Annotated in this window: 22 protein-coding genes; 10 read left to right on the plus strand and 12 right to left on the minus strand. The window is 72.4% G+C overall.

Going from position 1 to position 20777, the window contains the following annotated elements:
- Positions 1-3: 3 nt before the first annotated feature.
- The 7 genes from P1V51_04395 to P1V51_04425 form a co-directional block, all read right to left on the minus strand.
- Complete coding sequence (locus P1V51_04395) at positions 4-288, minus strand: DUF167 domain-containing protein (protein ID MDF1562258.1); 285 nt, start codon at positions 286-288, stop codon at positions 4-6.
- Complete coding sequence (locus P1V51_04400; protein MDF1562259.1) at positions 289-825, minus strand: DivIVA domain-containing protein; 537 nt, start codon at positions 823-825, stop codon at positions 289-291.
- Positions 822-1556, minus strand: a complete 735-nt coding sequence (locus P1V51_04405) for an alpha/beta fold hydrolase (GenBank protein ID MDF1562260.1) — start codon at positions 1554-1556, stop codon at positions 822-824. Before P1V51_04405 ends, P1V51_04400 begins: the two co-directional genes overlap by 4 nt.
- A gap of 66 nt (positions 1557-1622) precedes the next feature.
- Entirely contained in the window at positions 1623-2453 is an 831-nt protein-coding gene (gene proC / locus P1V51_04410) for a pyrroline-5-carboxylate reductase (protein MDF1562261.1), read from the minus strand.
- 33 nt (positions 2454-2486) lie between these two features.
- Positions 2487-3650 (minus strand): FAD-binding oxidoreductase, encoded by a 1164-nt coding sequence (locus P1V51_04415; protein MDF1562262.1) that lies wholly within the window; start codon positions 3648-3650, stop codon positions 2487-2489.
- Positions 3647-3952 (minus strand): (2Fe-2S)-binding protein, encoded by a 306-nt coding sequence (locus P1V51_04420; GenBank protein MDF1562263.1) that lies wholly within the window; start codon positions 3950-3952, stop codon positions 3647-3649. Before P1V51_04420 ends, P1V51_04415 begins: the two co-directional genes overlap by 4 nt.
- A complete protein-coding gene (locus tag P1V51_04425; protein ID MDF1562264.1) occupies positions 3942-5288 on the minus strand; it encodes a (2Fe-2S)-binding protein in 1347 nt (448 codons plus the stop codon). Before P1V51_04425 ends, P1V51_04420 begins: the two co-directional genes overlap by 11 nt.
- Positions 5289-5587: 299 nt before the next feature.
- Here P1V51_04425 and P1V51_04430 point away from each other — a divergent pair, with 299 nt between their 5' ends.
- Positions 5588-7198 carry a von Willebrand factor type A domain-containing protein gene (locus tag P1V51_04430; GenBank protein MDF1562265.1) on the plus strand — a complete coding sequence of 537 codons (1611 nt, stop codon included), beginning with the start codon at positions 5588-5590 and terminating at the stop codon, positions 7196-7198.
- A 2-nt stretch (positions 7199-7200) separates the two neighbouring features.
- Here the strand turns inward: P1V51_04430 and P1V51_04435 are convergent, their stop codons facing one another.
- Genes P1V51_04435 through P1V51_04445 form a run of 3 tightly spaced genes read right to left on the minus strand, consistent with a single transcriptional unit; the run spans position 7201 to position 8791 of the window.
- Positions 7201-7461, minus strand: coding sequence for a YggT family protein (locus P1V51_04435; protein ID MDF1562266.1), 261 nt, complete (start codon positions 7459-7461; stop codon positions 7201-7203).
- Entirely contained in the window at positions 7461-8171 is a 711-nt protein-coding gene (locus tag P1V51_04440) for a YggS family pyridoxal phosphate-dependent enzyme (protein MDF1562267.1), read from the minus strand. Before P1V51_04440 ends, P1V51_04435 begins: the two co-directional genes overlap by 1 nt.
- Positions 8168-8791, minus strand: a complete 624-nt coding sequence (locus P1V51_04445; protein ID MDF1562268.1) for a Maf family protein — start codon at positions 8789-8791, stop codon at positions 8168-8170. The genes P1V51_04440 and P1V51_04445 overlap by 4 nt, the downstream gene beginning before the upstream one ends.
- 90 nt (positions 8792-8881) lie before the next feature.
- Between P1V51_04445 and P1V51_04450 the strand changes: the two genes are divergently transcribed.
- The 8 genes from P1V51_04450 to tsaE all read left to right on the plus strand — a co-directional run bounded on the left by P1V51_04450 (position 8882) and on the right by tsaE (position 16240).
- Positions 8882-9991: a sensor domain-containing diguanylate cyclase gene (locus P1V51_04450; GenBank protein MDF1562269.1), complete on the plus strand. Its 1110-nt coding sequence runs from the start codon at positions 8882-8884 to the stop codon at positions 9989-9991.
- A gap of 160 nt (positions 9992-10151) precedes the next feature.
- Entirely contained in the window at positions 10152-10781 is a 630-nt protein-coding gene (locus P1V51_04455) for a hypothetical protein (protein MDF1562270.1), read from the plus strand.
- 132 nt (positions 10782-10913) lie between these two features.
- Entirely contained in the window at positions 10914-12164 is a 1251-nt protein-coding gene (hisS, locus tag P1V51_04460; protein ID MDF1562271.1) for a histidine--tRNA ligase, read from the plus strand.
- Positions 12161-12910, plus strand: coding sequence for a TlpA disulfide reductase family protein (locus P1V51_04465; GenBank protein MDF1562272.1), 750 nt, complete (start codon positions 12161-12163; stop codon positions 12908-12910). The genes hisS and P1V51_04465 overlap by 4 nt, the downstream gene beginning before the upstream one ends.
- 3 nt (positions 12911-12913) lie before the next feature.
- A complete protein-coding gene (locus P1V51_04470) occupies positions 12914-13450 on the plus strand; it encodes a hypothetical protein (GenBank protein MDF1562273.1) in 537 nt (178 codons plus the stop codon).
- Between the two features lie 10 nt (positions 13451-13460).
- Positions 13461-14189, plus strand: a complete 729-nt coding sequence (locus P1V51_04475) for a pyridoxine 5'-phosphate synthase (GenBank protein ID MDF1562274.1) — start codon at positions 13461-13463, stop codon at positions 14187-14189.
- Between the two features lie 30 nt (positions 14190-14219).
- On the plus strand, positions 14220-15767 hold the full coding sequence (locus P1V51_04480; GenBank protein ID MDF1562275.1) for an NAD(P)H-hydrate dehydratase: 1548 nt from the start codon (positions 14220-14222) through the stop codon (positions 15765-15767).
- A complete protein-coding gene (gene tsaE / locus P1V51_04485; protein MDF1562276.1) occupies positions 15764-16240 on the plus strand; it encodes a tRNA (adenosine(37)-N6)-threonylcarbamoyltransferase complex ATPase subunit type 1 TsaE in 477 nt (158 codons plus the stop codon). The genes P1V51_04480 and tsaE overlap by 4 nt, the downstream gene beginning before the upstream one ends.
- Here the strand turns inward: tsaE and P1V51_04490 are convergent.
- The gene (locus P1V51_04490; GenBank protein ID MDF1562277.1) at positions 16237-16608 is read right to left on the minus strand and encodes an RNA-binding protein; all 372 of its coding nucleotides are present in this window, start codon (positions 16606-16608) and stop codon (positions 16237-16239) included. The genes tsaE and P1V51_04490 overlap by 4 nt on opposite strands.
- 124 nt (positions 16609-16732) lie before the next feature.
- Positions 16733-17602 carry a class II glutamine amidotransferase gene (locus P1V51_04495; GenBank protein ID MDF1562278.1) on the minus strand — a complete coding sequence of 290 codons (870 nt, stop codon included), beginning with the start codon at positions 17600-17602 and terminating at the stop codon, positions 16733-16735.
- Between the two features lie 180 nt (positions 17603-17782).
- On the opposite strand from P1V51_04495, the gene P1V51_04500 reads away from it, so the two are divergent.
- On the plus strand, positions 17783-20743 hold the full coding sequence (locus tag P1V51_04500) for a M36 family metallopeptidase (GenBank protein MDF1562279.1): 2961 nt from the start codon (positions 17783-17785) through the stop codon (positions 20741-20743).
- The last annotated feature ends 34 nt before the right edge of the window (positions 20744-20777 follow it).

Below are 20777 nucleotides of genomic sequence, written 5' to 3' on the forward strand. Positions count from 1 at the left end.
ACTTCAGGGGAGCGAGGCGAGGCGGGCCGGGTCGGCGCCCTCGACCTCGACGACCTTGCGCCGCCCGGTCTCGCCCGAGGTGATCCGCACGGCCCTCCTCGGTACGCCGAGGAGCTTCGCCAGCAGCTTCAAGAGCGCCTCGTTGGCCTCGCCGTCCACCGGCGGCGCCGCCAGCGCCACCTTCAGCCGCCCGTCGTGCTCGCCCACGATCTTCGAGCGCGAGGCCCGCGGCTGGACCAGGATCTCGAGGCGAACGCCCCCCGGGATCTCCCGGAGGTAGGGGCGCACCTAGTCCTCTTCGCCACCCTCGGCGGCGCGCCGCGGGGCCAGGAAGGAGACGTTCTCGGAGATGCGCTCGGCGGCCACCGGGGCGGGGGTCCGGTCACTCATCTCCTCGAGGAGCTTGAGGTGGGACGCGACGATCTGCTTCACGCCGGCCTCGAAGCTGGTTCGCTGGCGCTTGAGCTCGGCGATGTCCTGGAGCAGCTCGACCAGGCGGCGGTGGGCGTCCTGGAGGATCTTCTCGGCCTGGCGCTCGGCGTCCTTCAGGAGCAGCTCGCTCTCCTTGCGGGCCTGCTCCTTGATGTCCGAGGTGATCCGCTGGGCGGTGAGGAGGGTCTCCTGGAGGACCTTCTCCCGCTCCTTGTGCTCCTCGAGGTGGCCGGTCTTGCGCCGGAGCTCCTCCTCGAGGCGGATGTTCTCCTTCACGACCTCCTCGAGCTCGGCGGCGACGATCTCGAGGAAGGTGTCGACCTCGGCCTCGTCGAGGCCGCGCCAGACGGTGCGGAAGGTCTTCTTCTGGATGTCGAGAGGGGTGATCTTCACGGGCGACTCCTGAGGGTTTGACCTTCCGGGGGCGCGACGCGCCGCAGGAAGCTGGCCACCTGGTCCTGGGTGTCGGCGTCGAAGAGGACGCCCACGTGGCCGACGTGATCGACGATGGAGAGCTCGGCGTGCGCGAAGGCCGCGCCCTCTGCCGGACGGACGAAGTGGTCCCGGCTCGAGACGATCGAGAGGGCCGGGATCTCCGAGAGGTGGCGGTCGCCAGCCTTCAGGCGGGCGAGGGTGGGGCTCTCGACGGCGAGGTCCTTCATCACCGGCACCGCGGGCAAGAGCGGAGCGATCCAGAGCCCCTCGTGCGGGGAGGAGAGGGTGCAGAGCCCGCGGGTGCGGCGCGCACCCTCACCGCCGCGCTGCAGCCAGGCCCGGGCGAGGAGCCCGCCGATGCTGTGGCCGAGGAGGACCAGGGGGCCGCCCGGGACCTGCTCCCGGATGAAGCGGTCGAGGCCGTCCACCAGGTCGTCGAAGCGCTTCCAGCGAGTGATGAAGCCGTGCCGGGCGAAGCGCTGGTAGCCATGCTCCCGGAGCGAGCGCTCCAGGGGGGTGAAGGCGCCGCGCCCGCTGCCGTAGCCGTGGACCATCACCACCGTGGGGCCATGGCCGGTGGGGCGCCGGGGGCGCAGGGCGGCCAGGGGCAGGAGGGCCCCCTCCGCCGCATAGGCGAGGGCCTCCCGGGCCGCGAAGGGCAAGAGCGCGCTCTGGGCAGGGTCTCCCACGGGCACGACGGTAGCCCGCGGAATGCGGTCGGTCAATTTGGCGACCGCCCGTGGGCCGCTGTAATCCTAGTCGAGAAAGCCCTCACCCAGCTCGCGGGCGCGCAGGGTCGCGGACTCGACGGCGTCGATGAGGGTGCGGCGCAGCCCCCCGGACTCCAGGGTGTGGATGCCGGCGATGGCGGTCCCGCCGGGGCTGGTGACCTGATCCTTGAGGCGCCCGGGGTGCTCGCCGCTCTCGATGAGCAGCTTGGCGGCCCCGTAGACGGTCTGGGCGGCCAGCTTGAGGGCCCGGGAGCGGGAGAGGCCGACCTTCACGCCCCCGTCGGCGAGGGCCTCGATGACCAGGAAGATGTAGGCCGGGCCGGAGCCCGAGAGGCCGGTGGCGGCGTCGATCAGGCTCTCGTCCACCTGCACCGTCACGCCCACCGCCTGGAAGATGGTGTCGGCCAGGGCGAGGTCCTCGTCGGTGGCGTGGGGCCCCGGGGCCAGCACCGAGGCGCCGGCGCCCACCAGGCAAGGGGTGTTGGGCATCACCCGCACGACCCGGGCCTCGCGGTGCATCCGCTTCTCCATGGCCGGGATGGGCACGCCAGCGGCGATGGAGATGGTCAGGGCGTCGGGGGCCAGCGCCGGGCCGATCTCGTCGAGGACCTTGGTGAAGATCTGCGGCTTCACGCAGATCATCACCACCCCGGCGCCCTCGACGGCCTCGGCGTTCTTCGCCACGGCCTTCACGCCGTAGTGCTCGTGGAGGTGCTCGCGCCGATCGGCGCGGGGGTGGCTCACCGTGACCTTGCTCGGGTCGGCGGCGCCGCTCTCGAGCAGGCCCCGCAGGATGGCCTCGCCCATGTTGCCCACGCCGACGAAGGCCAGGCTCCGGGTGATCTTCTCGCTCATGCTCGTGGTCCTCCTCGAGGGCTCGCGCCAACGCTAGCCGATGATCATCGACTCGGAGGCGTAGCCCGTGCCCCCGTCGGCGAAGCGCTCCAGGGTGTATCGGTCGAAGAAGGGATCCTTGTCACCACCCGTGAGCCAGCGCGCGCAGGACTCGGTGACCGCCGGGGCCATCATGAAGCCGTGGCCGCCGAAGCCCACCAGCTGCACGAAGCCGGGGAGCCCCGGCGTCTCGCCCACGATGGGGTGCTCGTCGGGGGTGACGTCGTAGCAGCCGGCCCACTGGCGCAGCACCCGGACGCCCCGCAGGGCGGGGATCAGGTTGGTGGCCGCCTCGGCGAAGCGGGTCGCGAACTCGAAGGAGCTCTCGAAGGTGAGGCCCGGCGGCTCGTCGGGGTCGCCCATGCCGCCTACGATCTCGCCCCGCATGGACTGGGAGAAGTAGAGGCCCGAGCCCAGGAGGGAGACCATCGGCCCCAGGAAGGGCTTGAGGCTCTCGGTGACCATGATCTCGTGGCGGTAGGGCTTGTTGGGCAGCTCGACGCCGGCCAGGGCCGCCAGCCGGGGGCTCCAGGCGCCGGTGGCGTTCACCACGATCTTCGTCGCGATGGAGCCCCGGCTGGTGCGCACGGCGGTGATCTCCGAGCCCTGGCGCTCGATCCCCGTCACCTCGGTGAAGGGGGAGACGGTGACCCCGGCCGCGGTGGCCTGCTGGGCGTAGCCCCAGACGAAGGGCCAGGGGAAGACCACCCCGTCGTCGGGGTTGTAGGCGGCGCCGAGGATGCCCTGGAGCTCCAGCTCGGGGACGATCTTCCGGGCGGCGGCCGGGGAGAGCAGCCGGGTGGGGACGCCGCAGCGGTTCTGGAGGGCGACGTTCTTCTCGACGGCGGCCATCACCTCGGCGTCCCGGGCGAGGAAGAGGTAGCCCCCCTGCCGGAACCAGATGTTCATCCGCATCTCTCGGGCGAAGGCCTTGCACAGCTCGATGCTGCGCAGCATCAGGCGGATGTTGTCCTCGGTGGACCACTGGGCCCGGATGCCGCCGCCGTTGCGGCCCGAGGCCCCGTAGCAGAGGTAGCTCTGCTCCAGGACGACGACGTCGGTGAGGCCTCGCCGGGCGAGGTTGTAGGCCAGGCCCAGGCCCATGACGCCGCCGCCGACGATGACGATCTCGGCGCGCTCGGGGAGGGCGCCGCTCATCCGCCGCTCCCGGGCTCGGCGTCCGGGTCGCCCGCGGCCATCGCGGCCAGCTCGCCCAGGGGCACCAGCCCGACCGGGGGCCGGGGGGTGATGGGCAGGAGGTCCTGGGCCGGGACGCCGGCCTCGCGCAGGAGCCGGGCGATGCCGGTCAGGCAGCTGCGGCCCTGGCAGATGCCGGTGCCGAAGCCCGTGTAGCGCTTCACCGACTCGACGTCCCGGTAGCCCTTCTCGATGGCGGCCTTCACGTCGGTGAGGGTGATGTCCTCGCAGGCGCAGATGAGGGTGCGGTCGCTACCCGGCATGGTCGTGCTCCGGCGGGCGGGAGAGGGCGAAGGCCGCGGCGGCGGAGCCGGCCCGGGCCCCGGACTCGCTGGCCTCGGCCGGGCTCATCCGGGCGGTCATCGAGCCGGCGGCGAAGACCCCCGGCCGCGGGGTGGAGCCGTCCGGGGCCACCCGGGCCTCGAAGGCCGAGCGCTCGTCGGACCAGCCGGGCTGCCCCCCGGCGGCGTGGAAGAGCTCCAGGCAGGGGTGGCCGGGCAGCGAGTGGATCAGGGCGTCGCAGGCCAGCCGCTTCTCCCCCTCGGGGGTGGCGAGGACGACCTGCTCGACCCAGTGGCGGCCGTTGACCCCCAGCACCCGGGTCTCGCCCCGGCCGAGGGCGGCCTCGGCGGGGAGGGTGGCGACGATGCTGGCGCCGGCCTCCTCGAGGAGGGCGCGGAGCCGGTCGGTCAGCTCGTCCATGGCGCAGAGCAGGACCTTGCGCCCCGGCAGGACCCCCCAGCGGGCGACCAGCTCGGCGGCCCAGCGGGCGTCGAAGAGGCCCGGCAGATCGTTGTTCTCGAAGCGGGAGAGGCCCACGTAGTTGCCGGTGGCCAGCACCACCGCCCGCGGGAGGATGCGCTGCAGCCGCTGAGCCTGCCGCACGACGACCTCCAGGGGGTGGCCGGGCCCGGAGATCCACTCGGCCGAGGTGCCGGTGCGCACCCGCAGGCCGGGGAGGGTGGTCCGCGGCTCGTCCTCGTGGAGGGGGGAGCGCAGGCGGCCGCCCAGCTCCGGGAGGGCCTCGACGAGGAGCGGCCGGGCTCCCGCGCCCTGGATCGCCCGGGCCGCGGCGATGCCCGCGTTGCCGCCGCCGATGACCAGGACCTCGACGCCCTCGGGCCCCTGGTCCAGGAGCGGGGGCAGCCCCTCGGCCGCCGGGAGGGCGCCGGGCAGGTGGCCGAGGCCGGAGAGCTTGCGGACCACCTTCTGCACCACCGGCTGGATCAGGGGCATCCCGGTGAACATGGCGTGGTGGTCGAGGCCCCGGGGGAAGAGCCAGTCGGTGGCCGCCAGGAGATCGTTCTCGGCCGAGCCGAGGGCGTTCTGCCGCTCCACCACCATCCCCTCGCTCACCGGGGTCTGGCAGGCCTGCCGGTTGGGCTGGCCGTCGACCCGGCAGAGGCACTGGTGGCAGTGGCCCCGGCCGCAGGGCGCCCCCCGGACCCGGTGGTACTTCGAGGAGCGGCCGATGACCTGGACCCCGGCCCCCATCAGGGCAGCGGCCAGGGGCTCACCCGGGCGGGCGGTGATCGTCTCACCATCGAGGGTGATCGTGACCTCGGAGTCGGGGGAGGGATCGAGGCGGGAGGTGGTCACGGGGGGGACGGTATCTCCCAAGGGGGCCGAGATCCACCCGGATCGACGGGAGATTGCGTGGCTCCCGGGAGAGGCCGTGCACGTGCACGTGGCCGTGTACGTGGACGGGAATCAAGCCCAAGAAAATACATCAACAAGAATGTCTAAATAATCAAAAAATAAAGAGAAAATGCAGACAAGCCTGACTCCCCATGGGCCTCCCGACGTGCACGTACACGTCCACGTACACGCGCACGGATTTTCCTTTGAACCTTTCGAGCCCGGGGCCCGCTTCCAGTCGAACCCAAAGGAGGCCCCGCATGTCCCGCGATCCCCACGGCTACATCTCGTTCAAGTCCCTCGCCGCCCTCTCCGGCGCCCTCGTCATGGGAGGGCTCTTCACCGTCTCCCTCTTCGGAGACAACATCCGGTCGCTCTTCGGCGCCTCGGCCGACAGCCTGGCGGGCAACGAGTACCGCTACCCCATGGCCGGGGTGGCCCTCGAGGGCCACAAGAGCCTGGCCGACTTCTCCGCGGCCAGCGCCGATTCGCCCTACGGCGGTGAGGTCGCCAGCGGGGACAAGCACGAGGACCACGGGGTCAACGGCTTCTTCTCCACCGAGCAGGATCGCTTCTCGACCTTCGCCATCGACGTCGACACCGCCTCCTACACCTTCTCCCGGCGCGCCATCCGGGAGGGGAGGCTGCCCCACGCCGCGGGGGTGCGGGTGGAGGAGTTCGTCAACGCCTTCGCCTACGGCTACCCGGCGCCCCGGCAGGCCCCCTTCTCGGTCTCGGTGGACGGGATGCCCTCACCCTTCGACCCCGACCGGGTCTTCCTCCGCGTGGGCCTGCAGGGCCGCCGCGTCGAGGCGAAGGACCGCAAGCCCGCCCGCCTCGTCTTCCTGGTGGACGTCTCGGGCTCGATGTCCTCGCCGGACAAGCTGCCGATGGCCCAGGAGGCCCTGAAGCTCCTGGCCCGGAACCTCCGGCCGAAGGACACGGTGGCCCTCTGCACCTACGCCGGCTCCACCCGCCTGGTGCTGCCCCCCACCGGCGCCGAGGACCTCGAGACCATCGAGGAGGCCATCGACTCCCTGACCAGCGGCGGCGGCACGGCCATGAACAGCGGCCTGGAGACCGCCTACGCCCTGGCCCGCAAGGGCCTCTCGCCCCAGGTCACCACCCGGGTCATCGTCCTCTCGGACGGCGACGCCAACCTCGGGCCCTCGCGGACCGGCGACATGCTGCAGACCATCGCCCAGGGCGCCCGGGAGGGCGTGACCCTCACCACCGTCGGCTTCGGCAGCGGCAACTACAACGACGCCGCCATGGAGCGCCTGGCGGACGAGGGCAACGGGCAGAGCGTCTACATCGACGGCCCCAAGGAGGCCCGCAAGGTCTTCCAGGCCCAGCTCGAGGGCACCCTGGAGGTCATCGCCAAGGACGTGAAGATCCAGGTCGAGTTCGACTCCTCGGTGGTGAAGCGCTACCGCCTGGTGGGCTACGAGAACCGCGACATCGCCGACCGCGACTTCCGCAACGACGCCCGGGACGCCGGCGAGGTGGGCGCGGGCCACAGCGTCACCGCCGTCTACGAGCTGGAGCTCACCGACCGCGCCGCCGACCTCGGCACCGTGCGGGTGCGGGCCAAGGACCCGGAGGCGGGGGTCGAGGATCCGGCCACCGAGTACGCCTTCGCCATCGGCGCCACCGCCGTGGGCCCGGCCGCGGAGGCCTCGGACGACCTGCGCTTCGCCCTGGGCGTGGCCTCCCTGGCCGAGCGGCTGCGGGGCAGCGCCTTCGCCCTCGAGTGGAGCGCCGAGACCATCGTCGAGCTGACCTGCGACGCCGCCGGCCAGAGCGACGAGCGGGTCGAGCACTGCGAGCTGGCCCGCCAGGCCGCCCACCTGCTCGAGAGCCGCAGCTAGGGTCAGTGCGCCTGGAAGTAGGGCACCAGCAGCGACTGCAGGAAGTTCACCGCCAGGATCAGCACGATGGGAGAGAAGTCCATCATCCCCCAGGTCAGATAGCGCTTGAACGGCCTCGTCATGGGGTCGACCAGGGTCCCGAGAACCTTGTTGATGGGGTTCTCGGGATCTCTGATCACCCAGGTGATGAGCACCCGCGCGATGATCACGTAGGTGAAGAACTCCAGGAAGCGATAGATCAAGAGTGCGAGGTTGGGGGACATCAGACTTTCGGTGGCCTCTGGCCGAAGAGGGCGGTACCCACACGGACCAGGGTGGCGCCCTCTTCGATCGCCACCTCCAGGTCATGGCTCATCCCCATGGACAGCCAGGACAACTTGATTCTTCCCCCGGCGGATCGCAAGTCGGCCTCCAGGGAGTCCCTCAGGGCCGCAAGTTGCCGGAAATAGGGGCGGACCTCCTCGGGATCGTCGAAGTAGGGGGGCAGGGACATCAGGCCCCGCACCTCGATCCCCGGCAGCTCCGCCATCTGCTCGAGGAGGGAAGGGAGCTCCTCGGGCCGGGCGCCGTGCTTGCTCTCCTCGCCGCCGAGGTGCACGGCCACCAGGCAGGCGGCCACGACCCCCTCCCGCTCGGCGCGATCCGAGAGGGCCTCGGCCGCGGCGAGGCGGTCCAGGCCGTGGCAGAGGTGGGCCGGCCCGGCCAGGTAGCGGACCTTGTTGCGCTGGACCGGGCCGATGAAGTGCCAGCGCAGGTCGGGGAGGTCGGCCAGGGCGGCGGCCTTGTCGCGCAGCTCCTGGGCGTAGTTCTCGCCGAAGTCCCGGACCCCGGCCTCGTAGGCCGCGCGGATCGCCTCGGGGGGGTGGCGCTTGGAGACCGCCACCAGCCGCACCTCGGAGGGGTCCCGGCCGGCCCGCGCGCAGGCGGCGTCGATCCTCGCCTGGACGCCGGCGAGGCGCTCCGGGAAGCTCACGGCGCCGCCTCCCCGGCGTAGTCCGCGTCCCAGGGCAGGGGCAGGCCGGCGGCGGCGAGGAGCTCGGCGGTCTCGGGCAGGGGCAGCCCGATGACGTTGGAGTGCGAGCCCTCGATGCGCTCGATCATCCATCCGGCCAGGCCCTGGATGCCGTAGGCGCCCGCCTTGTCCAGGGGCTCGCCCGTGCCCACGTACCAGGCGATCTTGTCCGGATCGAGGCGGCGGAACTGCACCACCGTGGTCACGACCCGGTCCTCGATCTCGCCCCCGAAGGCCACCGCGAGGCCGGTGAGGACCCGGTGCCGCCGGCCCGAGAGCAGGCGCAGCATCCGGTGGGCGTCCTCCGCGTCCTCCGGCTTGCCGAGGATCTCTTCGTCGTGGCCGTCTCCGGCGTCCAGGACCACTGCCGTGTCGGCCGCCAGCACCACCGAGGCCGGCGCCCGGGCGGAGCCGGCGGCGGCCTTGGCCCGGGCCAGGCGGCGGACGTAGGCGGCGGGCGCCTCACCGGCGCGGGGCGACTCGTCCACCGCGACGCCGGCGGAGTCGAAGGGGACGCCGAGCGCTTCGAGGAAGGCCCGGCGGCGGGGGGAGGCGGTGGCGAGGAAGAGGGTGGGGCGCATCGTCCGGTCTTCTATCACGAGGCGCCAAATCTCGTTTCGAGCCCGGAACGCGGCTATGCTGGAGGCCGTCCGGTAGCGACCGGGGAACCCATGTCAGGCAGAAGTGAAGATCCCGCGCGGCTGCTTGCCGAGCTCGCCGCGGTGCAGGAGATCGGCAAGGTGCTCACCTCGACCCTCGAGGTCCAGGAGGTGCTGCGCCGGATCATGGGCCAGGTCTCCGAGCTGCTCTGCCCCCGCCGCTGGTCGATGCTCCTCACCGAGGAGGACGGATCCCTCTCCTTCGAGGTGGCGGTGGGTGAGGGCAGCGATCGCCTCCAGGGCACCCGGATCGGCCCCGGGGAGGGCATCGCCGGCTGGGTGGCCTCGAAGGGCGAGCCCGTGCTGCTGGACGACGCCCGCGCCGACGAGCGCTGGTCCGATCGCTTCGACGAGGCCACCGGCTTCGCGACCGAGCGGGTGCTCGCCGTGCCCATGGTGGCCCGGGAGCGGATCCTGGGGGTGATCGAGCTGGTGGGCGGCCCCTCGGACGATCCCTTCACCGAGAACGACCTGCGCCTGCTCTCCTCCCTGGCGGACTACGCGGCCATCGGGCTGATGAACGCCCGCAACTACGACCGCGTCCAGGCCCTCACGATCCGCGACGACCACACCGGCCTCTTCAACGCCCGCTTCCTCTTTCGCACCCTGCGGCTCGAGGTCGAGCGAGCCCGCCGCTACCTCCACCCGGTCTCCCTGATCTTCCTGGACCTCGACCGCTTCAAGGAGGTCAACGACACCCACGGCCACCTCTCCGGCTCCGCCCTGCTCAAGGAGGTGGGCCAGGTGATCGAGGAGGCCAGCCGGGCCACCGACACGGTCTGCCGCTACGGCGGGGACGAGTTCGCGGTGGTCCTGCCCGAGACCGGCCGGGACGGGGCGCGCAACAGCGCCGAGCGGATCTTGAGCGCCATGCGCGAGCACGTCTTCCTCAAGGAGCGGGGGATGGCCGTCCACCTCTCGGCCTCCTTCGGCTGCGCCACCTTCCCGGACGACGCCAAGAGCTCCGAGGGGCTGCTCTCGGCCGCCGATCACGCGATGTACGCCGCCAAGGAGGCGGGCCGGGACCGCATCTGCCGGGCGAGCCGGGCCCTGCTGAGCGAGGAGCCGGGGGAGACCGACGCGGAGGACGCCTCCGGGCGCAGCCGGGCCGAGCGCGCCTGACGCAGGCCCATGACGCGCCGCGTCTTTCGGGCCGAGGCCCGGAGGTGCTTTCGATCGGGGTGTGGCGGCTGATCCCAGGGCTCCTGGAGCCTCCCGGAAGAAAACGACCTCGGGTCGTCTTTCGACGGAACTTCCCCGGCGCAGGGGCGTCGGTACTTCCATGAGGGTGCGTCCAGATGGGGAGCGTCTGCCGGAGGCCTTCTTCGAGGACGAGCTCCCCCGTTCCGGCGGCCGCAGCTGGGTGCTGCCCCTCGGGCCGATCGTGCTCCTCTGGGCGGTGGCCACCCTGATCCAGCAGGGGGAGCTGGGGCTGGAGGCCACGGAGGTCGGGCAGCCGGTCTTCGGCGCCGTGGCGGCCCCCGATGCCCCCCCGCGCCAGGTCGAGCTGGGGGGCGGTCGCAGCGTCCGCCGCCTGCGCCTGGCCCAGGCCCTGCTGGCCCGGGACGAGCCGGATCGGGCCCGCACCCTCCTGCTGCAGCTGCGGCGAGAGCTCGGGGACGTGGCCCTGGTCCTGCGCCCCCTGGCCCGGGCCGAGAAGGCCCTCGGCCACCGCGAGCGGGCGGCGGACCTCTACGTGACCCTCCTCCAGAGCCGGGGTGACGACATCGAGGCTCTCGAGTTCTTCCTGCGCTACCGCTACGAGGAGGACGACCTGCAGGGCGCCCTCGACATCGCGGGCGAGCTGCGGGAGCTGGGCGCCCTCACCGGCGAGTCGGCCCACTTCGCCGACCTGGTCCGGGCCGAGCAGGCCGCCCGGGCCATGGCGCGGCGGATGCGCGCCGAGCGCTGAAAGGGTCTGCCCGCGCGTTGACCCCCCGGGGCGCCGCCCTTACCCTGCGCCGCCAGCCCTCCGCCTCGAGCGGCGGCGAGGGCCAGGAGCAAGGAGCCACCGAAGGTGTCCAAGATCAGCAGCGTCAAGGGAATGAACGACCTCTTGCCGGCGGAGCTCGTCCGCTGGCACCGCCTCGAGGCCGCGATGCGGGACCGCTTCGACCGCTACGGCTACGGGGAGCTGCGCACGCCCCTCCTCGAGGAGACCCGCCTCTTCGCCCGCTCGATCGGGGACGAGACCGACATCGTCGGCAAGGAGATGTACACCTTCCCGGATCGCAAGGGGAAGAAGCAGCTCTCCCTGCGCCCCGAGGGCACGGCCAGCGCGGTGCGCGCCTACATCCAGCACTCGGTCCACGGCGCCGAGCCGGTGACCCGCTGGTGGTACTTCGGCCCCATGTACCGCCACGAGCGGGTGCAGGCCGGCCGCTACCGGCAGTTCTACCAGGTGGGGGCCGAGGCCCTGGGCAGCGCCGATCCCTCCCTCGAGGCCGAGGTGATCTCTCTCTTCGACGGCTTCCTGCGCCAGGACCTGGGGCTCGGCGAGGTCGAGCTGCAGGTGAACAACCTGGGAGACAGCGAGGATCGCAAGGCCTACGCCGCGGCCCTGGTGGCCCACCTCGACGGCCACCTGGAGGTCCTCTGCGAGGACTGCCGGCGTCGCAAGGTCGAGAACCCCCTGCGCACCCTCGACTGCAAGGTGCCGGGCTGCCAGCCGGTGATGGAGGCGGCCCCCCGCCTGGAGGATCACCTGGGGGAGGCGGCGCGGGTGCACTTCGCCGAGGTGCTCTCGCTGCTCGACGCCCTGGGGATCGCCTGGGTCCGCAACCACCGGCTGGTGCGGGGGCTGGACTACTACAACCGCACCTGCTTCGAGTTCGTGGCCGGGGGCCTCGGCGCCCAGAACACCGTCTGCGCCGGCGGCCGCTACGACGGCCTGGTCGCCCAGCTGGGCGGGCCGAAGACCCCGGCGGTGGGCTTCGCGGCCGGGATCGAGCGCCTGGTCAGCCTGATGAGCGACGCCGCCCCGGAGGACGCACCGGAGCTGGTCGCGGTGGTGCCGGTCGGCACTGAAGTTTTTCCGGCCTGCCTGCGTCTGGTCGAGGAGCTGCGCCGCGAGGGGCTGCGGGTGGACTTCGATCCCCGCCGGGGCAGCCTGAAATCTCAGATGCGCAGGGCAGACAAGCTGGGCGCCCGGGTGGCGCTGGTCATCGGCGAGGACGAGCTCGCCGCCGGGCGGGTTCCGGCGAAGGACCTGCGCCTCGAGGGGGCCGAGCCGGAGGAGCTGGCCCTCGCCGACTTGCACGCTTCCCTGCGAAGGTGGTTCAAGGAGAGACGATGAATCGGACGAAGACCCACGCCTCGCTGATGCTGGTGAGCGCCCTCGCGGCGCTGATCGCCTTCCTGCCCTCTGCTGCCCTCGCCAAGGGCGATGGACCGGCGGTCTCGGTGGGTGACACCGCGCCCGGCTTCTTCCTGAAGACGATCAACTCCGAGGCCGTGGGCATGCCCCGCCTGGTCCTCAAGAACGTCCTGGAGGACGAGGCCACCAAGGCCGTGGTCATCTCCTTCTTCGCCACCTGGTGTGCGCCCTGCAAGAAGGAGCTGCCGGTGCTGCAGCAGCTCTGGAAGGCCTACGAGAAGGACGGCCTGCGGATCGTGGTCATCAGCATCGACAAGGAGGACGACGCGGTGAAGTCGCTCTCCGACTTCGCCACCGAGTTCGGCCTGACCTATCCGGTCGTCTCCGACCGCTTCAACCTCCTGGCCCGGCGCTATCTCGGTGCGACCACCGCCCTTCCCAGCCTCTTCATCACCGACGGAGACGGCGTCATCAAGGCGATCCACCAGTCCTACGACGAGAACGCCGGGGTGGCCCTCGAGCAGGAGCTGGCGGGCTACCTGGGCATCACCCTCACCGAGCCGGTGGTGAAGCCGGTGGAGGCCGCCGAGCCCGAGGTCGCCGAGAAGGCCGCCGAGGCCGCCGCCGAGCAGCCCGAGGCCGGCCAGAAGGCCGGCGCGTCGAAGAAGAAGGCGGGCAAGGGCAAGAGGAAGCCGGCCGGCGTCAAGAAGGCCAGGCAGGGCTGATCCGTGCGCTCGAAGCTCTTCGGCCTCGCCGCTCTCTCCCTGCTCCTCTCGGCCTGCGCCGCCGCGCCGCCGGCGCCCACGGTGGATCCCGAGGGTCCCGTGGTGCGGGTGCGGGCCTACCCGATCGAGGTGACCGGCGAGGAGGAGATCCTCGACGTGGGCGCCCGCTCGATCCTCACCGGGCGGATCTGCGGCACCCTCACCGAGATCGGTGGTGAGCGGATGAACTGCCTCACCCACGAGGACATCGACCGCCTCGCGACCGCCGTCGCGTGGCGCGAGACCCTCGGGGGGACCTGCGACGAGGGCCAGGGCCAGGGCTGCGCCGAGACGATCACCGACCTGGAGTTCGACCTCGTGGTCCGGGGAAGCCTGGCCATGGTCGACGGCAAGTACACCCTCGACCTCTCGGTGCTGCGCATCACGCCGCCCGAGCGGGTCGCATCCAAGCGGATCCAGGTCTCGAAGCCCGATGGGCTCTTCGACGAGGTCGAGGCGGCCTCCCGGGAGTTCGCCTGGATCATCCTGGGCGCGAAGTAGGAGACCGGCCATGACGCGCGTGCGCCTCGGCGTGAACGTGGACCATGTGGCGACCCTCCGGCAGGCCCGGGGCGTGCGCTTCCCCGATCCGGTGGCGGCCGCCCTGCTGGCCGAGAGCGCCGGCGCCGATCAGATCACCGTGCACCTGCGGGAGGACCGCCGGCACATCCAGGAGCGCGACCTGCGGGTGCTGCGCGAGACGGTGCAGACCCGCCTGAACCTGGAGTGCGCCGCGGCCGACGAGGTGCTCTCCATCGCCTGCAAGGTGCGCCCCGACGAGGCCACCCTGGTGCCCGAGCTCCGGGAGGAGCTGACCACCGAGGGCGGCCTCGACGTGGTGGGAGGCGGCGCGCGCCTCGCCGAGGCGGTCGCCCGGCTGAAGGAGGCCGGGATCATGGTGAGCCTCTTCATCGATCCCGACCCGGCCCAGATCGAGGCGAGCGCCCGGCTCGAGGTCGAGGCCATCGAGCTGCACTCCGGCACCTACTGCGACGCCACGACCGCGGCCGCCCGTGAGGCGGAGCTCACGCGGGTGGAGGAGGGCGCGGCGCTCGGCGCGAGGCTCGGGCTGATGGTGGCGGCCGGCCACGGCCTGACCCTCCAGAACGTCGAGCCGATCGTGGCGATCCCGCAGATCGAGGAGCTGAACATCGGGCACAGCATCGTGGCCCGGGCGCTCTTCGTCGGCTTCGAGGAGGCCGTGGCCGAGATGCGGGAGCTCCTCTTCCGCGACGACTGAAGACTCCAGCTGCGAGAGAGAGAGGGCGTGATGAGAGCGTTGACCGCGGAGGAGATGCGGGCCTGCGACCGGGTGGCCATCGAGGAGTTCGGGGTGCCGGGGGTCTCCCTCATGGAGACCGCGGGCCGGGCGGTGGCGGAGCGCGCCCTGGAGCTGCTCGAGGAGAGCGGCGGCGACGGTGCGCTGATCGTCTGCGGCTCGGGCAACAACGGTGGGGACGGCTTCGTCGCCGCCCGCTACCTCTTCCGGGCGGGCGTGGACGTGCAGGTGCTCTGCACCCGGACGGCGGAGGAGCTGCGCGGTGACGCCCGCACCTTCCACGACGTCGCGGTGAAGATGGAGATCCCCGTCGACTACTGCGCCGACACCGAGAGCCTCCCACCCCTCGCCATCGGCCCCGGGGACGTGGTCGTCGATGCCCTCTTCGGCACGGGCCTCGCGCGCCCGGTGGAGGGGCTGCCGCTGCGCCTGATCCAGGTGATGCGCGAGCTGCACGAGGGTGGGGTGAAGGTGGTGGCGGTGGACCTGCCCAGCGGCCTGCACTCGGACACCGGTCAGATCCTGGGCGAGGCGGTGCGCGCGGACGCGACCGTCACCTTCGGCTACCTCAAGCGGGGGCTGCTGCAGTACCCGGGGGTGCAGCTGGCGGGCGAGTGGGAGGTCGTCGACATCGGCCTCCCGCCCCAGGTGGAGGAGCAGCTGGGGCCCGAGTGCGTCCTCCTCGACGAGGCGATGGTCCGGGCGACCCTGCCGCGCCCGGCGCGGGACACCAACAAGGGGCGCCTCGGCCACGTGCTGGTCGTGGCCGGCAGCGCGGACAAGCCGGGCGCCGCCGCCCTGGCCTGCCTCGGCGCGCTGCGAGCGGGCGCGGGGCTGGTCACCCTCGCCACCCGGGCGGGGGGGCACGCCGCCACCGTCGCCGCCGCCCCGGAGGTGATGGGCCTGACCCTGCCGGGCGAGGGTCCGCTGGGACCGGACGACCTGCCGGCCCTGCAGGACGCGCTCGCGGGCAAGGACGCCCTCCTGATCGGGCCGGGGATCCCCCGGGCCGAGCCGACCCGCACCCTCTTGAAGCGCCTGCTCTCCGGTCTGCAGGTGCCGGCCGTGATCGACGCCGACGCCCTCAACGCCATCGGCGACGAACGGGCGGTCTTCGCCGGTCTGGAGCAGGAGGTCGTGCTCACGCCTCACCCCGGGGAGATGGCCCGCCTGCTGCCCTCCACCACCGCGAAGGTCCAGGCGGATCGCTACGGCAGCGCCGGAGCCCTGGCCGCCGAGACCGGCGCGACGGTGGTGCTCAAGGGGGCAGCCACGGTCGTCGCCGAGCCCGACGGGCGGCTGGCGGTGAACCCCACTGGCAACCCGGGGCTCGCCACCGGGGGCAGCGGGGACGTCCTGGCCGGGATCATCGCCGCGCTCCTGGGCCGGGGCCTCCCGGCGGCGGAGGCCGCGCGGGCGGGCGTCTTCGTCCACGGCCTCGCGGCCGACCGGAAGGCCGAGCAGCGGGGCGCGACGGGCCTCTCCGCCGGCGATCTGCCGCTCGCCCTCACCGAGCTCTGGGCGACCTGGTCGCTATGAAGCGGAGCCGACAGACGGTGCGCACCACCGGTGATGACGAGACCTTCGCGCTGGGCCGGGCCGTGGGCGAGGTGCTGGCGCCCGGGGACTTCCTCGGTCTCGAGGGGCCGATGGGCGCGGGCAAGACCCGGCTCATCCAGGGTATCTGTGAGGGCCTCGGCGTCGATCCCCGCGACGTGACGAGCCCCACCTACGCCCTGGTCAACACCTACTCCGGACGTCTCGCGGTCTACCACCTCGATCTCTACCGGGTGGTGGATCCCGAGGAGGTGGAGAGCACAGGGGTGCTCGACGTCGCCGGGGACGGAGTTGCCCTGGTGGAGTGGATCGACCGAGCCCGGGAGGTGCTCCCCCCCGGGGGTGTCCACGTCCTGATCCAGGACGAAGGCCCCGAGCTGCGAGACATCCGCTTCGAGGCTCCCGAGGGAGCCCCGCTGCTCGGGGCCGTTTCGAACTTCGCTGCGAGCGCCTAGTAGCCGCCGCGGCCGCCGCGGCCACCGCCGCCGCCGTAGCCACCACCGCCGCCGCCGTAGCCACCACCGCCGCGGCCACCGCGGCCACCGCCGCCGCCGCCGCCGCCGCCGCCACGAGCGCGCTCACGCGCCTCGTTGACCTTCAGGTTGCGACCGTCGAGGTCGGCGCCGTCGAGAGCATCGATGGCAGCCTGAGCGTCCTCGTCGGAACCCATCTCCACGAAGCCGAAGCCGCGAGAGCGGCCAGTATCCCGGTCCATCACGATCGACGCCTCGACCACATTGCGGCCATCCGCTCCGAAGGCGTCACGCAGACCCTCCTCGGTGGTGTTGTACGACAGGTTCCCAACGTAGAGCCTCTTGCCCATTGCTAACTTTCCTTTCAGTGTCCGTTCCCCGCTTCGATCGACACCGGAAGGGTGCGCGAGCTAGAGAGACGAGGCATTCCTATCAACTTTCGGGGGGTGGGCGATAGCGGAAATGGGTCTCCGCCTAGATTCTTGCTCCGGCGGCGGATCGGGCCTGGAGGCCGCCTGCAGCCCCCGGAGCGTGCAAGATCATCCCGGCGTCCACGCCGACGACCTGGTCATCGGGGACCGGGAGCCAGACGTTCTCGGTCGAGAGGGGCTCGCTCGCGATCAGGAGGTGCCGCACCGGGGTGCCGTCATCCACCTCCCCCTCGCAGGAGGGGTCGAGCATCGAGCAGCCGTCGCGCTCGGGGCAGCGCCCCTTGTAGGTGCTGTACCAGAGGGTATTTCCCGCGTGGACGGCGGCCAGGAGGTCGTCCCGGGCCACCACCAGGGTCAGGACGCTGGCCTTGGGGGCGCCGGGGTCCACCAGCGCTCGCAGCCGCTCGACCGTCTCCAGGAGGCAGGCCCGCACCGCGTCGAAGGGGGCGGTCGCCGAGGCGCCGTCCGTCCGCGCGTCCAGCAGGGAGAGGAAGAGCGCGAAGACCCGCTCGCTGTCGGTGTCGCCCTCGAAGCGCCGGTGGGGCGGGGCGACCCGGGCCTCGACCTCGGCCTTCAGCTCCGGCCAGCGGGCGATGTCCCCGTTGTGGGCGAAGGCCCAGGGGCCCCGCAGGAAGGGGTGGCAGTTGCGCTCCTCGACCGCGCCGGCGGAGGCCTTGCGCACGTGGGCGAGGACGGTGCGGCTGCTGACCAGGCCCGCCGCGCTGCGGAAGTCGCCGTCCACGAAGGCGGCGCCGGTGCCCCGCAGGAGGTGGCTGTCGGACCCGTCGAAGAAGGCGATGCCCCAGCCATCCGGGTGCTGGCGTGACTGCACCGTGAGGGCGTTGCGGGCCCTCACCAGTGAGTTGTGCATGGCGCTCGGGAAGGCCGAGCGGAAGCCAAAGACGCGACACATGCGACGGACACCATAACCTTGCCCCCCGGGGTCGCGCCAAAGCCCGAAGCTGTAAGGCCCCCGGGAGCCCTCAGGAGGGGCTCCGGGTGGTACATCAGGCCCCTGCCGCGAGGTCCGGGACGAGGCGGGGAGCGCCCCCTTCCGGTCCTCGCGATCTCCTGCCCTGCAAGGGGAGCCCCGATGCGTTCCACGAAGAAGCCCACCCTCCTCGCGCTGCTCCTCCTCGGCCTCCCCCTGGCCTGCACCCTCGCCCCCGGAGGCGGGGAGGAGGGCCCGGCCCAACTCTCCCTCCGGCGCGCGGATCCCCTGGCGGCCGTCAGCCTCGGCCAGGGCGAGGAGCGGGTGCTGCGCTTCCGGGGGCGCCTCCCACTCGCGGGGAGCCCCCGCGAGCCGCTCGCGCTCGCCGGCGCGCTGCTCGAGCGGCACGGGCCGGCCCTCGGCGCCCGCCCGGAGCTCGACTTCGAGTTCGTGCGCACCACCCGGGTGGGCCGCGAGGGGCAGGGCGTGGTCCACCGCCTGCGCCGCCTGGAGCAGGGGCTGGCCGTCGAGGGGGGCGAGCTGATCGTCGGCCAGGACCTCACCGGCGCCGTCACCTTCCTCCGGCATGCGCACCCCGCGGCGCTCCCGGTCCGCGCGCGGTCGCCGCTCAGCGGCGCCGCGGCCCTCGCGCGGGCCAGCGCCGGCATCCTCTCCCTCCACCGGGCGTGGATCGACGAGCAGGTCTGGGTCCGGGGCGACCGGGAGCACCCGGGCTGGCACGAGGCCTACCGGGTCGGGCTGCACCACGAGCCCGGCGCGGCGCCGCTCTCGGCCTTCCGCTGGGTCGCGGTGGAGAGCGGCGAGATCGTCCGGGAGCAGGACCGCCTGGTCCACGCCGGTCCCCCCTGCGTCCCCTGTGACGCCACGGTGGAAGCCGGCTGCGGCCGGCTCTTCTTCCGCTCGCCGCCCGAGGCCCTCGACGATCCGAGCGTTCGCAACGCCGACGACGTCGACGCCGCCCTCTCGGACTGCCAGCTCTCGAACCTCACCAGCAGCACCCGCCTCGACGGCACCTGGGCGAACACGGTCCCGACGGGCGGGCCGAGCGCCCGCGTCTCGCCGCCCTACGACGCCCTGCGCAGCGTGAATCAGCGCGCGGTGGACGAGGTCAACGCCTACTTCCACGCCGACCGGGCCCGGCGGCAGCTCGAGGCGCTCGGCTTCCCCGCGGTGATGGACTACTCCCTCGGGATCGACGCCCACGACGACCAGGTCGGGAACAACGCCTACTACGACCCGCAGAGCCGCGAGATGCACTTCGGGGAGAGCGGCGTCGACTATGCCCAGGACGCCGATGTCATCTACCACGAGTACGGCCACGCCATTCAGGACGACATGGTGCCGGGGTGGGGGCGCAGCTACGAGGCCGGCGCGCTCGGCGAGGGCTTCGGCGACTACTGGGCGGCCGGGATCACCGACGACGCCTACGCGACGGTCCTCGGGCCGGCCTGCGGCGGCGCCTGGGTCACGACCGGCTGGAACCCCTACGACGGCTCGGTCGGCTCGGGCTGCCTGCGCCGGGTGGACGGCACCCTGCGCTTCCCGGAAGACCAGCTCTGGGAGGTCCACGACGACGGGCGGATCTGGAGCGGCGCGATCTGGCCCCTGCGCCTCGCCCTGGGGCAGGCGGTGGCCGACCCCATCGTGGTGGCCTCGCACGCCTACCTCGGCTCGGGCCCCGACTACGTCGATGCGGCGGACGCGCTCCTCGCCGCGGATCGGGCCCTGAACGGCGGGACGAACGCCGCCGCCATCCACCAGGCGATGTTCGACCGGGGCATCCCGCGGAGCGCCGCCCCGGCGGTCGACACCGACATGAGCGCGCAGGCCTCCTACAGCTGCGAGAACCAGCGGGTCGACGTGAGCGGCCAGCAGGTCTACGAGGCCGGCCACTACGTCGAGTGCGTCTTCACCCAGCCCGGCGCCACCCGGATCCGCTTCCACTTCAGCCGCTTCGAGACCGAGCTGGACTACGACTTCGTCCGCATCAGCGACGGCATGTACAACGAGGTCCAGCTCCTCTCCGGGACCCCCTTCGGACAGGGCGGGGGCTACAGCGCGGCGGTCGACGGCGACACCATCGTGGCGCGCTTCTTCGCGGATCCGCGGGTCGAGGCGTGGGGTTTCGCCATCGACGGTGTCTCCTTCCCGCCGATGTGTGCGACCGACGCCGACTGCGACGACGGCCTCTTCTGCACCGGCGTCGAGACCTGCAACGCCCTGGGCGCCTGCCGCACCAGCGCGCTGCCGGGCCTCGACGACGGGGTGGGGTGCACCGTGGACGCCTGCGACGAGGCGACCCAGGTCATCACCCACACGCCGGACGACGGCATCTGCTCCGACGGCCGCTTCTGCAACGGGCCCGAGAGCTGCGACGCGGTCATCGGCTGCCTGCCCTCGCCGGGGCCCATCGATCCCGACGATGGCATCCCCTGCACCGACGACTACTGCGTGGAGCGCACCGACGAGATCGTGAACCTGCCGAACCACGATCTCTGCAGCGACGGTGTCTTCTGCAACGGCGCCGAGGTCTGCGACCCCTCCCTGGGCTGTCAGCCCGGCCCCTCGAACATCGAGGACGACGGCGTGGACTGCACGGTCGACGTCTGCAACGAGGAGACCGACGCGATCGAGCACCGGGTGGACGACGGCCTCTGTGACGACGGCCTCTTCTGCAACGGCCAGGAGAACTGCCACGCCGTCTTCGGCTGTGAGCCGGGCGCCGCGCCCGAGGTGGACGACGGCGTGGACTGCACGATCGACCGCTGCGACGAGGAGCTCGACGCGGTGGTGAACGAGCCGGATCATTCGGCCTGCAGCGACGACGTCTTCTGCAACGGGGCCGAGCTCTGCGATCCTTCTGGCGGCTGCGGGCTGGGCGAGCCGCCCGCGCTCGACGACGGGGACCTCTGCACCCTCGACGCCTGCGACGAGGAGGCCGGCGCCATCACCCACGCGGAGCTCGAGCGCTGCGATCCCGAGACCGGCGAGGTGAAGAAGGGCTGCGGCTGCGATGGTCCAGGGGAGAGCAGGGGTGGGGCAGCCCTCGCGCTCCTCCTGCTGGGGCTCGCGCTCGCCGAGCGGCGCCGCGCCGAGCCCTGAGCCGCGCGGTCGGTCGGAGGACCGGCCCGTGGGT

The sequence above is a fragment of the Deltaproteobacteria bacterium genome, from assembly GCA_029210625.1.
In the GTDB taxonomy this organism is placed as follows: Bacteria; Myxococcota; Myxococcia; order SLRQ01; family SLRQ01; genus JARGFU01.